Genomic DNA, 13865 nt, shown 5'->3' on the forward strand with positions numbered 1-13865 from the left:
TTTTTTCGGCGGCCGTTTTGGGTAAACATGCTTTCATCGCGACTACCCGACGAGCGTGCCGCCGCCTCATGTCCCGCCGTTTTCCGGTTTTACCGCCGATCAGCGCCGACGAACCGATCGCGACGCGCATCGCTGCCGCGATGCCGACGCTCACACCGGTTCATCGGCGCATGGGCGCGTTCGTGCTGGCGAACCTATTTCGCTCGGCGACCATGCGCATCGACGAATTCGCCGATGCCGTCGGTGCGTCCATCGCGACCGCGAACCGCTTCGCGCGGGCGCTCGGCTTCTCGGGCTATCCGGCGTTTCGCGATGCGCTCGTACGCGGCTTCGAAGCGACGATCGCACCGGTCGAACGTTTGCGCTCGTCGCTCGAAACACCGGCGAGCGGGGCCGAAGTGTTCGAGGCGTCGCTCGCGCAGGCGGCGTCGAATGTGCGGCTGGCGCAAGCATCGGTCGATGCGGCGAAGGCCGATGCGCTCGTCGACGCCGTGCTCCGCGCGAATCGCGTGTTCGTGCTCGGCTATGGCGCGAGCGCGTTTCTCGCCGGGCTGCTGGAGCACGGGCTGACGCCGTATTGCGCGAACGTGCAGTCGCTGGCGCTCGCCGGCGGGCCATCGCACGCGGCGCGCCGGTTGTACACGGCGTCGCGCGAAGACGTGCTCGTCGCAATCGCATTTCCCCGCTATGTGGACGACACCATCACGCTCGCGCGGCAGGCTCGCGAACATGGCGTGCGCGTCGTCGCACTGACCGATAGCGGCGCGTCGCCGCTCGCACGCGTCGCGGATCTCGTGCTCGCGATCCGCGCTGAACGCCGGCTCGCCGCGAATTGCGACACGGCCGTGCTGGCGGTCATCGAAGCGCTGTGCGACGCGGTCGCGCATCGCGCGAAACGATCCGTGGAAGCGGCGTCGGGACTCGCGGAATTCGTGCTGCCGTGGCTCGCGGCTGCATCCATCGAACAAATAACTCGAACGGAGCCGCGCGAACCATGAGCGCCATTCCAGTCATCGCGATACACGGCGGCGCGGGCACGATCCTTCGCTCGGCCATGAACGCCGACGCCGAAGCGCGCTATCACGCTGCGCTCGCCGGCGTGCTGCGCGCGGGCGAACGCATCCTCGCCGGCGGCGGCCGCGCTCTCGACGCCGTCACCGAAGCCGTGCGCCTGCTCGAAGACTGCCCGCTCTTCAATGCGGGCCACGGCGCCGTGTTCACGGCAGCGGGCACGCATGAACTCGACGCGTCGATCATGGACGGCGCGACGCTCGAAGCCGGGGCGATCAGTTGTGTCACGCACCTGAAGAACCCGGTCCTTGCCGCGCGCCGCGTGCTCGAGGTGAGCGAGCACGTGATGTTCACCGCGGCCGGTGCGGAGGCGTTCGCGCTCGAGCAAGGGCTCGAGTTCGTCGAGCCGCTGTATTTCCATACCGATGCGCGCTATCAGCAGTGGCTGAAGGCGCGCGGCACATCGCGCACCTTGCTCGATCACGATGCGGCCTCGCAGGCCACGGACGAAGACGATCCGCTCGATCCCACGAAGAAGTTCGGCACGGTCGGCGCGGTGGCGCTCGATGCGAACGGCCATCTCGCCGCCGCCACATCGACGGGCGGCGTCACGAACAAGCAGGCCGGCCGGGTCGGCGATGCGCCCTTGATCGGCGCGGGCTGCTATGCGAACGATGCGACCTGCGCGGTCTCGACGACCGGAACCGGCGAGATGTTCATCCGCATGCTCGCGGCGTATGACGTGTCCGCGCAAATGGCGTATCGCGGCGTGACGCTGGAAGAAGCCGCACGCGATGTCGTGATGAACAAGCTGCCGCGCATCGACGGACGCGGCGGGCTCATCGCCGTCGATGCAAAGGGCAACGTCACGCTGCCGTTCAATACCGAGGGGATGTATCGCGGTTATGCGCATGCGAACGCAACGCCCGTCACGGCGATTTACCGCCCATGACGACGACGCTCACTCTGCCTGATTCACGCGTAATCGACGTGCGCGATCTGTCGGTCACGTTCCGCTCGCGCTCGCGGATCATCGAAGCCGTGCGCGGCGTTTCATTCACGGTGGATCGCGGCGAAACGCTTGCGATCGTCGGCGAATCCGGCTCGGGCAAGTCGGTGACGTCGCTTGCGCTGATGCGGCTCGTGGAGCACGGCGGCGGCGCGATCGCGGCGGGCAGCATCGCGTTTCGCCGGCGCAACGGCAACGTGCTCGATCTGGCGCGCGCCTCGTCGGCGACGATGCGCACCGTGCGCGGCGCGGACATCGCGATGATCTTTCAGGAGCCGATGACATCGCTCAATCCGGTCTTCACCGTCGGCGATCAGATCGCCGAAGCGATCTCATTGCATCAGGGCAAGAGCCGCTCGGAAGCGCGCCAGGAAGTCTTGCGCCTGCTCGACCTCGTGCGGATTCCGGAAGCGCGCAACGTGTTCGCACGCTATCCGCATCAGCTTTCGGGCGGCATGCGCCAGCGCGTGATGATAGCGATGGCGCTTTCGTGCAAGCCCGCGCTCCTGATCGCCGACGAACCCACGACCGCGCTCGACGTGACGATCCAGGCGCAGATTCTGCAACTCGTGCGTGGCCTGCAGGACGAGATGAACATGGCCGTGATCTTCATCACGCACGATATGGGCGTCGTCGCGGAAGTCGCGGATCGCGTGCTGGTAATGTATCGCGGAGAGAAGGTGGAGGAAGCGGCATCGGAGGAAATATTTCGGAACCCGAAGCATTCATACACGAAGGCGCTGCTTGCCGCCGTGCCGACGCTCGGCGCGATGCACGGCACGCATCGTCCGGCGAAGTTTCCGATTGTCGAGGTCGAGCCGGCCGACGCCGCTCCCGACGATGCCAGCGCGCTGCGGCCGTCGGCGGCAGTGGAGCATCAGGTGCAGCCCGCCGTCGATGAAACCAGTCCGCCGATTTTGCGCGTGCACGATCTGGTCACGCGCTTTCCCGTGAAAACCGGGCTTTTCGGGCGCACGACCGCAGCAGTGCATGCGGTCGAGCGCGTCAGCTTCGATCTGCGGCAGGGCGAAACGCTCGCGCTCGTCGGCGAATCGGGCTGTGGGAAATCCACGACGGGGCGTTCGCTCCTGAGGCTCGTCGAGAGCCAGAGCGGTTCGATCGAGTTCGACGGACGCGACATCAGCGCATTGCAAGGCCATGAATTGCAGGCTTTGCGCCGCAATATCCAGTTCATTTTTCAGGACCCGTTCGCGTCGCTCAATCCGCGTCTGACCGTCGGCTTTTCTGTGATGGAGCCGCTGCTCGTGCACGGCGTGGCGAGCGGGAAAGAAGCGCAGGCGCGAGTCGACTGGCTGCTCGAGAAAGTCGGCTTGCCGCCGGAAGCCGCGCAACGTTATCCGCATGAATTCTCGGGCGGGCAGCGTCAGCGCATCGCGATCGCCCGTGCGCTCGCACTGAACCCGAAGGTCGTCATCGCGGATGAGTCCGTCTCCGCACTCGATGTCTCCGTGCGCGCGCAGATCGTCAATCTGATGCTCGATTTGCAGCGCGAACTGGGCATCGCGTATCTGTTCATCTCGCATGACATGGCGGTGGTGGAGCGCGTCAGCCATCGGGTCGCGGTGATGTATCTCGGGCAGATCGTGGAGATCGGGCCGCGTGCCGCCGTGTTCGAGGCGCCGCGTCATCCGTACACGAGAAAGCTGATCAGCGCGGTGCCTGTTGCGGATCCCGCGCGCCGTCATGCGCAGCGCATGCTGGCCGCTGATGAAATTCCAAGCCCGATACGCAAGCTCGGCGATGAGCCGACGGTCGCGAAGCTCGTCGCGGTCGGGCCGGATCACTATGTCGCCGAGCATCATGTCGGCGGCGCGTATTAGGTTTCCGGAAGCACATCGTAGCGAACCATAACGTCAAGCAAAGGAGTTCACGATGCCGTCCTCTCGTTCCCTCACGCTGCGCCGCGTGTTCACAGCGAGCGCAGTCGCCTCGATGATCGCGTGCGGTTCCATGACCGCGTATGCGCAAAGCACTGCGGTCATGGCCGTCGCTTCGACCTTCACGACGCTCGATCCCTACGACGCCAACGACACGCTCTCGCAGGCCGTGTCGAAGTCGTTCTATCAAGGGCTCTTCGGCTTCGACAAGGACATGAGGATCCAGAACGTGCTCGCCACGAGCTACGAAGCGAGTCCCGATGCAAAGGTCTATACGATCCATCTGCGGCAGGGCGTGAAGTTCCACGATGGCACAGACTTCAACGGCGATGCCGTGAAGGCGTCGTTCCACCGCGTGATCGATCCGGCGAACAAGCTCAAGCGCTATAACCTCTTCAACAAGATCGAGAAGACCGAAGTGCTCGACCCGTACACGGTCAGAGTCACGCTGAAGATTCCGTTCTCCGCGTTCATCAACGTGCTTGCGCATCCCTCGGCGGTGATGATGTCGCCGGCCGCGCTTCAGAAATACGGCAAGGAGATCGCGTTTCATCCGGTTGGAACGGGACCGTTCGAATTCGTCGAATGGAAGCAGACCGACGACCTGAAGGTGAAGAAGTTCGCGGGCTACTGGAAGAAGGGTTATCCGAAGATCGACATGATCGACTGGAAGCCTGTCGTGGATAACAACACGCGAGCGGCGCTCATGCAGACGGGCGAAGCGGACTTCGCGTTCCAGGTGCCGTTCGAACAGGCGGCCACGCTCAAGTCCAGCCCGAAGGTCGATCTCATTGCCGCGCCGTCGATCATCCAGCGTTACATCAGCATGAACATGGGCCAGAAGCCCTTCGATAACCCGAAGGTGCGCGAGGCCCTCAACTATGCGATCAACAAGGAAGCGCTCGTGAAAGTCGCGTTCGCGGGCTATGCGATGCCGTCCGAGGGCGTCGTGCCGCAGGGCGTCGACTATGCGACGAAGCTCGGCCCGTGGAAATACGATCCGGCGAAGGCCCGCCAGTTGTTGAAGGAAGCGGGCTATCCGAACGGCTTCGAAACGACGCTCTGGTCCGGCTACAACCACACGACCGCGCAGAAGATCATTCAGTTCGTGCAGCAGCAGCTCGGGCAAGTGGGCGTGAAGGCGTCGGTCGAGGCGCTCGAAGCGGGGCAGCGCGTGCAGCGTGTGGACAGCGCGCCCGATCCGGCCACCGCGCCCGTGCGGATGTACTACATCGGCTGGTCGTCGTCGACGGGCGAAGCGGACTGGGCGATATCACCGTTGCTTGCGAGTTCGTCCATGCCGCCGAAGCTGTCGAACACGGCGTACTACAAGAACGAGAATGTCGATGCCGACTTGCAGAAGGCGCTCGCGACCACCGACCGCAACGAGAAAGCCGCGCTCTACGCCGACGCCCAGAAGCGCATCTGGGCCGATGCGCCGTGGATCTTTCTCGTCACCGAGAAAGTGGTCTATGCGCGCAGCAAGCGGCTTTCCGGCGCGTACGTGATGCCGGATGGCTCGTTCAATTTTGATGACATCGCCATCAAGTAACGATGCTCAACTTCCTTGCGAAGCGTCTGCTCGGCCTGCTGCCGACGCTCTTCATCGTCGCGGTGCTGGTGTTTCTGTTCGTGCATCTGTTGCCCGGCGATCCCGCGCGTCTCGCAGCCGGAGCCGAAGCCGACGAAGCAACGGTCGCGCTCGTGCGTGCCGATCTCGGTCTCGACAAGCCGCTGCCGCAGCAGCTCGTGAGCTTCTTCAGCAAGGTCGTGCACTTCGACTTCGGCATGTCGACGCGCAGCAAGCGGCCCGTCAGCACCGAGATCGCCGAGCGCTTCATGCCGACGCTATGGCTCACGCTCGCCAGCATGGTGTGGGCGGTGGTGTTCGGCATGACGATCGGCATCGTGTCGGCGGTGTGGCGCAACAAGTGGCCCGATCGCATCGGCATGACGCTCGCGGTGTCGGGGATATCGTTTCCTGCGTTCGCGCTTGGCATGCTGCTTATCGAGATCTTCTCGGTGAAGCTCGGCTGGCTGCCGATCGTCGGTGACGGCAGCTGGCAAAGCTATGTGCTGCCGTCGCTCACGCTCGGCGCGGCGGTGGCCGCCGTCATGGCGCGCTTTACGCGGGCATCGTTCGTCGAAGTGCTGGGCGAAGACTTCGTGCGAACCGCGCGAGCGAAGGGCGTGCACGAGCCGATGGTCATCGTGAAGCATTGCCTGCGCAACGCGATGATCCCCGTCGTCACGATGATGGGCCTGCAGTTCGGCTTCCTGCTGGGCGGCTCGATCGTCGTCGAGAAGGTGTTCAACTGGCCGGGCCTCGGACGCCTGCTCGTGGATGCCGTCGAGATGCGCGATTACCCGGTGATTCAGGCCGAAGTGCTGCTGTTCTCGCTGGAATTCATCGTCATCAATCTGGTCGTGGACGTGCTGTATGCAGTCATCAACCCGACCATCCGGTTCAAATGAGGAACGCATGAGTGTCACCGCCAGAGTCGCCAGCAGCGGCCAGCAGGAAATACGCACGCCGTGGAGCGAGTTTTGGCGCAAGTTCAGGCAGCAGCATGTCGCGCTGGTCGCGGCGGTGTTCGTGCTGCTGCTTGTTTTCATTGCGGTCATCGCGCCTTATATCGCACCGTACGATCCAGAAAACTACTTCGATTACGATGCGCTCAACGCGGGACCATCGGCCGCGCACTGGTTCGGCGTCGATTCGCTGGGCCGCGATATCCTGAGCCGGATTCTCGTCGGCAGCCGCATTTCGTTGACGGCGGGCCTGGTGAGCGTCGTGATCGGCGCGGTGATCGGCACGCTGTTCGGCCTGCTCGCCGGTTATTACGAAGGCTGGTGGGACCGCATCGTGATGCGCATTTCCGACGTGCTGTTCGCGTTTCCCGGCATCCTGCTCGCAATCGGCGTCGTGGCGATTCTCGGCAACGGCATGGTGAACGTCGTGTTCGCCGTCGCCATTTTCAGCATTCCCGCGTTCGCGCGGCTCGTGCGCGGCAACACGCTCGCGCTGAAACATCTCACGTATATCGAGGCGGCGCGCAGCATCGGCGCATCGGACTGGACGATCATCGTGCGGCATATTCTGCCGGGCACGATATCGTCGGTGGTCGTGTACTTCACGATGCGCATTGGCACGTCGATCATCACGGCGGCCAGTCTGTCGTTTCTCGGCCTGGGCGCGCAGCCGCCGACGCCCGAGTGGGGCGCGATGCTCAACGAAGCGCGCGCCGACATGACGATGGCTCCGCACGTCGCGATCTTCCCGAGCCTCGCGATCTTCTTCACGGTGCTCGCGTTCAATCTGCTTGGCGACGGTTTGCGCGATGCGCTCGATCCGAAGCTCGACCGGCCATGAAGAATGCACCGCATATCGGCATGCTGGAAGCGGGCGCACGCGGCACGATCGCGGATGTCGCCGGCGTGAGCGTCGGACATTGCACGCTCGATGCCGGCGACGTGCAGACAGGCGTGACCGTCGTGCGTCCGCATGACGGCGACGTGTATCGCAGCAAGGTTCCCGCTGCGGCGTGCGTGATCAACGGCTTTGGCAAGAGCATCGGGCTGGTGCAAATCGGAGAACTCGGCGTGCTCGAAACGCCGATTGCGTTGACCAATACATTCTCTGTCAGCACGATAGCGCAAGCGCAAATTCGTTCGGCCTGCGAAGCAAACGGGAAGATAGGGCGCGACTGGTCCAGCGTGAATCCGCTCGTTCTCGAATGCAACGATGGCTATCTGAACGACATGCAGACGTTCGCCGTCGAAGAGGCGCATTACCGCGATGCGCTCGCCGCCTGTTCGAAGGACTTCGCGCGTGGTGCGGTCGGGGCGGGACGCGGCATGTCGTGCTTCGAACTGAAAGGCGGCATCGGCACGGCCTCACGCATTGCGCACATCGAAGGGCGCGCGTACACGACAGGCGCGCTCGTGCTCGCGAACTGCGGCCGCCTGCCGCAACTCACTATCGCGGGCGATGCGGCAGGGCGTCGGCTGCACGCGGCGATGCAATCGAACGCCGGCCCTGAGCAAGGCTCGATCATCATGCTGGTCGCCACCGACGCGCCGCTCGATTCGCGTCAACTGCGCCGCCTCGCGATGCGCGCCGCAGCGGGACTCGCGCGCACCGGCTCCGTTTATGGTCACGGCAGCGGCGACATCGCGCTGGCGTTCTCGACGGCGTACGCGGTTCCGCATGACGCCGCTTTCATCGCGATACCGCCGCTCCTCAGCGATGCCTTCATCGATCCGTTGTTTCAGGCGACTGCCGACAGCATCGAACAGGCCGTGCTCGATGCGCTTTTCAGCGCGGAAAGCGTGACTGGTCGTGATGGTCACCGGCGCACATCGCTGACGGATGCACTGAAAGCGCAACCCTGAACGGACCCGCTGGCGCTCGATTGCCTTTCGGCAATGTCGTTCGTGTTACGGTGCGAGGCTGAAGTATCGTTAGAATGCCGATAGCTGGCTCTCGCAGGCGACGTTCATGCACGACGTAAAGCTCGAACACAACGATGACATGGCGCTCGATCCCGCCGATCCCGCGCTGGTCATGCGCGGCTCGCTCTTCATCGACGGCCACGAGGCGGGCTGCTGGGAAGCGCGGCGCGACGGCACATGGACGGCGCATCTGCGGCACGAGCGGGGATGGATCGTCGAGCCAAGTCGCGCTGCGCTCGTCGAACGGCTCGCGCACTTTCATTCAGATCACTAAGTTTATTCATGTACCTGTCGATTTTCGCCGTGGGACTCGGCGGCGGCCTCGGTTCGCTGCTCCGCTGGGCGCTCGGTCTGCGCCTGAACGCCATCTTCCCGAATCTGCCGCTCGGCACCTTCACGGCCAATGTCATCGCGGGGTACATCATCGGCGTGGCGGTGGCGTTTTTCGCGCGCTTTCCGGACATTTCGGTCGAATGGCGTCTCTTCGTCATCACCGGATTGATGGGCGGGTTGTCCACGTTCTCGACGTTTTCCGCGGAAGTGGTCGCGCATCTTCAGCAGGGACGGTTCGGCTGGGCGTTCATCGAGATCGCGACGCACGTCGGCGCGTCGCTTCTGATGACCGCGCTCGGGATCGCGACCGTCGCTGCGGCGAGCTGATGCCGCCACACCTTTTCGCGTTTGCCGCGCGCCTCTTCCCTACAATTTCGTCCCGCGTCAACTGACGCTCCACTTCGCTGCGTCTGCAGCGGCTTTACTCCTTGACCGCAAGAAAGAAGGTGAAAGACATGTCCGTGTTCCCGCTTATCGAAATCAGACCGTACCGGCCGAGCGATCTCGACGGCATCATCGATCTGTTTCTGCGCGCGGTGCGCGAGACGGCATCGGCCGATTACAACGAAAAACAGATCGAAGCGTGGGCGCAAGCCGACGCCGACGAATGGGCGCTGGCCCGTGCGAGCCGCCCGACCTGGGTGGCGTTCACGGACGGCCAGCTCGCCGGTTTCGCCGATCTTGAGAAGAACGGGCTCATCGACATGATGTTCGTGCACCCCGATCATCAGCGCAAAGGCGTGGCGACGGCGCTGCTCGCGCGCATCGAAGCCGAAGCCGACGAAGCCGGCATTCGCGTCCTGCACACCTATTCCAGCGCAACGGGCCGGCCGTTCTTCGAGTATTGCGGCTTCACGATGCTGCTCGCCCGCGCAGCCGTTATGCGAGGTCAGCGGTTCGTGCAGCTCGTCATGGAAAAAGTGCTGTAACGCTCGCGACATCTGTATAGACAAGAGGCGGCATCTTCGGGATTTCGTCTCAGTGGAATCCCGTAGTCCCACTTGTTTCGTTGTTTATGCGCGTTTAGACTGGCGTCTAACTTGTATAGACAGGACGAAACATGATTACGCTGACGCCCGGGAAACTCACGCTGCCGCAACTGCGCCGCATCGCACGCGGCTCCGACTCGCTGCGACTCGATCCGGCGAGCTTCGCCGCCATCGACGCGAGCGCGCGCGCCGTTGCCGCGATCGCCGCCAAGGGCGATCCCGCTTACGGCATCAATACGGGCTTCGGGCGGCTCGCCAACACGCATATTCCGGCTGATCAACTCGAACTGCTGCAGCGCAATTTGGTTCTGTCGCATGCGGTCGGCGTCGGCGAGCCGATGTCGCGCCCGGTCGTGCGCCTGCTGATGGCGCTCAAGCTGTCGAGTCTCGGGCGCGGTCATTCGGGCATTCGCCGCGAAGTGATCGAGGCGCTGATCACGCTGTTCAACGCCGACGTGCTGCCGGTCATCCCCATCAAGGGCTCGGTCGGCGCATCGGGCGATCTCGCGCCGCTCGCGCACATGTCGACGGTGCTGCTCGGCATCGGCGACGTGATGGTGCGCGGCGAACGTGCGAGCGCCATCGACGGCCTCGCGGTCGCCGGACTCAAGCCGCTCACGCTGCAGGCAAAGGAAGGGCTGGCGCTGCTCAACGGCACGCAGGCGTCGGCGGCGCTCGCGCTGTACAACCTCTTCGCAATCGAAGACCTGTTCCGTACCGGGCTGGTGGCGGGCTCGCTGTCGGTGGATGCGGCGGCGGGTTCGGTCGTGCCGTTCGATGCGCGTATCCACGAGTTGCGCGGGCATCGCGGGCAGATGGACGCGGCAGCCGCGTATCGCACGTTGCTGGAAGGCTCGGGCATCAATCTGTCGCATGCGGATTGCGAGAAAGTGCAGGACCCGTACAGCCTGCGCTGCCAGCCGCAAGTGATGGGCGCTTGTCTCGACCAGATGCGCCACGCGGCCGACGTGCTGCTGATCGAAGCGAACGCCGTTTCCGATAACCCGCTGATTTTCCCCGATACCGGCGAAGTGCTGTCGGGTGGCAACTTCCATGCGGAACCCGTCGCGTTCGCCGCCGACAATCTCGCGCTCGCCGCAGCGGAAATCGGCGCGCTGGCCGAGCGCCGCATCGCGCTTCTGATCGACGCGACGCTGTCCGGCCTGCCGCCGTTCCTCGTCCGCGACGGCGGGGTGAATTCCGGCTTCATGATCGCGCACGTGACGGCGGCGGCGCTGGCATCGGAGAACAAGACGCTCGCGCATCCCGCTTCCGTCGATTCGTTGCCGACCTCCGCGAACCAGGAAGACCACGTTTCCATGGCGACGTTCGCCGCGCGCAAGCTCGGCGATATCGCGAGCAATACCGCCAACATTCTGGCGATCGAACTGCTCGCGGCGGCGCAAGGCGTCGATCTGCGCGCGCCGCACAAAACGAGCGAACGGCTCGACAACGTGATGAAGACGCTGCGCGCGCACGTTGCCCACTACGATCTCGACCACTACTTCGCACCCGATATCGCGGCCATCGCGACGCTCGTGCAGGACGGCGAGATCGCCAGGCACAGCCCGTTTTCGTTCGCATCGGAAGCGGCGGAAGCGAGCGCATGAGCACGCCCGCGTATCGCGAGATCAAGGATTACATCCTCGCGCGCATTCACGTCGGCGAATGGAAGGAGGGCGATCAGGTGCCCTCCGAAAACGAGCTTGCGCGCGAATTCAAGGTCGCGCGCATGACGGTGAACCGCGCGCTGCGCGAGCTGACGGCGGAGCAGGTGCTGACACGCGTGCAGGGCGCGGGCACGTTCGTCGCGCAGCCCAAATACGCGTCGACGCTGGTCGAGATTCGCAGCATCTCCGATGAAATCGTCGCCCGCGGCCATGCGTACCGCGCGGAAGTGCTGCATCTGGGCGCATCCATCGTCGATGAAACGCTCGCCGCCGAAATGCAGCTTGCGCTCGGCAGCCCGGTGTTTCATTCGCGCGTGCTGCACTTCGAGAACGACGAGCCTGTGCAACTCGAGGAGCGCCACGTGAACCCGGCGCTCGCGCCCGAGTACGCGCGGCAGGATTTCACGACGATCACGCCGAATCAATATCTGATGGTGGCCGCGCCGTTGCAGCGGGTGGAGTACCGGATCGAGGCGTCGGTGCCGTCGGCCGGGATTCGTCACGCGCTCGCGATGACCGAGCACGAGCCGTGTCTGCTGCTGCATCGGCGCACGTGGTCGCGCGACGCGGTCGCGTCGGTTGCGAATCTATGGCACCCGGGCGACCGTTATCAGTTCACCGGACACTTTTGACCTGACGATCATCCGCGCTGCTTCGCTCATCGACGTGCCGTGAAAGAACGGCGGCGGCATCACGCGTGGGATCGCCGCCGGGCCGCCGGGCGCGTCACTCGATGCGTTCGCGTGGCGGCTCTCGGTCGCGGAGGTATCGGCGGATGGGGCGTTCTCCGCGTTCCCCGGCGTCGATCGGGTGCTCGTGCTGCTCGACGGCGCTGGCATGCGGCTCACCGAAGCGGGCGGGCGCGTGCATGTACTGTATCGGCCGCTCGCGATGACGCGCTTCGCAGGCGAAACGGCGATTCACGCGAGCCTGCTGGCGGGACGAACGCGCGACTTCAACGTCATGGTGCGGCGCGATCGGGCGCGGGCGTCGGTCGAGGTGCGGCGCGGTGCGTTCTGCGAATTCACGGGCCGGCACGATCTCACGTTCATCCATTGTGTGAGCGGCAACCTGAGCGTCGACGGTGAAAGCACGACGCTTGATCCCGGCGACATGCTGCGCACGGTTCGAACGCCGGTTCGAATCGCATCGACGCAGGATGGCGTGTGGCTGCACATCGGCATTGACGAGCTTTAGCGGCATTGGCGAGACAGCGCGTGAGCCGGTTCTTTGCGCACTACGCGGGCGTTAGCGGCGAATTGAACCGCGACGCTGCGCTGGTGGCCATCGAAGCGGTTAGCGTCGCGCTCGCTCGCGTCGACATTGCGTCTTGCCGCTCGCCCGTCTTTTCGACGCCGCGCTCCACAGCGGCGCAAGCGCGAACGGGCCGCACATCGGCACGCTCGCGGCGGATATGCGCGCGGACTGGATCGTGCTGGACGAAGCGTATGCCGACATCAGCGAACATCCATGCGAGCACTGGCTTTCCCGCGCAGTTTTCTGCGAGCATGGTGAAACGCCCGTCCGCAAATGCCATAAGCAGCCGCAAGCTGATCGCCTCTCGCTGCACGCCGACGAAGACGCGGCAAGCCCAATGACCGAGACCGCCAACATGGAAACCACCCACGATTGTTCCATCTACACGCTCGAACGCGGCGCCGCGCCGCTTCTGATCTCTGTTCCGCATCGAGGCACGCGCATTCCGGAGGCGCTCGCCGAAGAAATGACGCCCGCCGCGCTGCGCGTCGATGACTGCGACTGGCATCTCGAACGGCTCTATGCGTTCGCACGCGAGATGGGCGCGTCGATTCTGCTGCCGGAGTATGCGCGCTACGTGATCGACCTGAATCGTCCGCCCGACGATGCGAATCTCTATCCGGGCCGCGACACGACCGGCCTCTGTCCCGTCGATACCTTCGACAAGGAGCCGCTTTATCTACCGGGGCATGCGCCGTCGCGCGAACAGATCGATGCGCGCCGCGCGCTGTATTGGCAGCCGTATCACGACGCCCTCGCGACCGAACTCGCCGCGCTGCGCGACGCGCATGGCCGCGTGCTGCTGTGGGAAGCGCATTCGATCCGCTCGGTCGTGCCGCGCTTCTTCGACGGCCGGCTGCCCGATTTCAACTTCGGCACGGCGGATGGCGCATCCGCGGCGGCGGGGCTTGCCGAGCGGCTCGCTGAAATCGTCGATCGCGACGGCCGATATTCCAGCGTGGCCAACGGACGTTTCAAGGGCGGCTACATCACACGGCGCTACGGCGATCCCGCGAACGGTGTCCACGCGGTTCAACTGGAACTGACGCAGGCGACCTACATGCAGGAATCATCGCCCTATGCGTACGACGAAGCGCGCGCGGGCGAGGTCCAGCCGCTATTGCGGGAATTGCTCGGAGTGGCGGTCGAGTACGTCGCGGCAGCCTGACTGACGTGGAAGTGACGGCGGGCTGACGCAGGCGCAATGGTCGCTGCCTGCCGCTGGCTTCGCTCAAGTGCGGTA

General features: G+C 64.5%; 13 protein-coding genes and 1 pseudogene. All 14 read left to right on the plus strand.

The genetic code is table 11. The features are described from left to right. Nucleotides 1-68: 68 nt before the first annotated feature. The 14 genes and pseudogenes from AB6804_RS22515 (at nucleotide 69) to hutG (ending at nucleotide 13790) form a co-directional block, all read left to right on the plus strand. On the plus strand, nucleotides 69-998 hold the full coding sequence (locus AB6804_RS22515) for a MurR/RpiR family transcriptional regulator (RefSeq protein ID WP_370888348.1): 930 nt from the start codon (nucleotides 69-71) through the stop codon (nucleotides 996-998). Then, the gene (locus tag AB6804_RS22520; RefSeq protein ID WP_370888349.1) at nucleotides 995-1963 is read left to right on the plus strand and encodes an isoaspartyl peptidase/L-asparaginase family protein; all 969 of its coding nucleotides are present in this window, start codon (nucleotides 995-997) and stop codon (nucleotides 1961-1963) included. The genes AB6804_RS22515 and AB6804_RS22520 overlap by 4 nt, the downstream gene beginning before the upstream one ends. Continuing rightward, the gene (locus AB6804_RS22525) at nucleotides 1960-3861 is read left to right on the plus strand and encodes a dipeptide ABC transporter ATP-binding protein (protein WP_370888350.1); all 1902 of its coding nucleotides are present in this window, start codon (nucleotides 1960-1962) and stop codon (nucleotides 3859-3861) included. The genes AB6804_RS22520 and AB6804_RS22525 overlap by 4 nt, the downstream gene beginning before the upstream one ends. A gap of 52 nt (nucleotides 3862-3913) precedes the next feature. Then, nucleotides 3914-5470 carry a glutathione ABC transporter substrate-binding protein GsiB gene (gsiB, locus tag AB6804_RS22530; RefSeq protein ID WP_370888351.1) on the plus strand — a complete coding sequence of 519 codons (1557 nt, stop codon included), beginning with the start codon at nucleotides 3914-3916 and terminating at the stop codon, nucleotides 5468-5470. Between the two features lie 2 nt (nucleotides 5471-5472). Continuing rightward, on the plus strand, nucleotides 5473-6393 hold the full coding sequence (gsiC, locus tag AB6804_RS22535; protein ID WP_370888352.1) for a glutathione ABC transporter permease GsiC: 921 nt from the start codon (nucleotides 5473-5475) through the stop codon (nucleotides 6391-6393). A 7-nt stretch (nucleotides 6394-6400) separates the two neighbouring features. After that, on the plus strand, nucleotides 6401-7291 hold the full coding sequence (gene gsiD, locus AB6804_RS22540; RefSeq protein WP_370888353.1) for a glutathione ABC transporter permease GsiD: 891 nt from the start codon (nucleotides 6401-6403) through the stop codon (nucleotides 7289-7291). Then, complete coding sequence (locus AB6804_RS22545) at nucleotides 7288-8313, plus strand: P1 family peptidase (RefSeq protein WP_370888354.1); 1026 nt, start codon at nucleotides 7288-7290, stop codon at nucleotides 8311-8313. The genes gsiD and AB6804_RS22545 overlap by 4 nt, the downstream gene beginning before the upstream one ends. A 106-nt stretch (nucleotides 8314-8419) precedes the next feature. Continuing rightward, entirely contained in the window at nucleotides 8420-8647 is a 228-nt protein-coding gene (locus AB6804_RS22550; protein ID WP_370888355.1) for a hypothetical protein, read from the plus strand. A gap of 8 nt (nucleotides 8648-8655) precedes the next feature. Then, nucleotides 8656-9033, plus strand: coding sequence for a fluoride efflux transporter CrcB (gene crcB / locus AB6804_RS22555; RefSeq protein ID WP_309766422.1), 378 nt, complete (start codon nucleotides 8656-8658; stop codon nucleotides 9031-9033). 128 nt (nucleotides 9034-9161) lie between these two features. Further along, a complete protein-coding gene (locus AB6804_RS22560) occupies nucleotides 9162-9635 on the plus strand; it encodes a GNAT family N-acetyltransferase (RefSeq protein ID WP_370888356.1) in 474 nt (157 codons plus the stop codon). Nucleotides 9636-9766: 131 nt separating this feature from the next. Continuing rightward, on the plus strand, nucleotides 9767-11305 hold the full coding sequence (gene hutH, locus AB6804_RS22565) for a histidine ammonia-lyase (RefSeq protein WP_370888357.1): 1539 nt from the start codon (nucleotides 9767-9769) through the stop codon (nucleotides 11303-11305). Next, on the plus strand, nucleotides 11302-11997 hold the full coding sequence (gene hutC / locus AB6804_RS22570; protein ID WP_035968985.1) for a histidine utilization repressor: 696 nt from the start codon (nucleotides 11302-11304) through the stop codon (nucleotides 11995-11997). Before hutH ends, hutC begins: the two co-directional genes overlap by 4 nt. Nucleotides 11998-12052: 55 nt before the next feature. After that, nucleotides 12053-12562, plus strand: a pseudogene (locus AB6804_RS22575) (HutD family protein); the annotation flags it as partial. Between the two features lie 415 nt (nucleotides 12563-12977). Then, complete coding sequence (gene hutG, locus AB6804_RS22580) at nucleotides 12978-13790, plus strand: N-formylglutamate deformylase (protein WP_370888379.1); 813 nt, start codon at nucleotides 12978-12980, stop codon at nucleotides 13788-13790. The last annotated feature ends 75 nt before the right edge of the window (nucleotides 13791-13865 follow it).

The organism is Caballeronia sp. RCC_10, assembly GCF_041360715.1.
GTDB lineage: Bacteria > Pseudomonadota > Gammaproteobacteria > Burkholderiales > Burkholderiaceae > Caballeronia > Caballeronia grimmiae.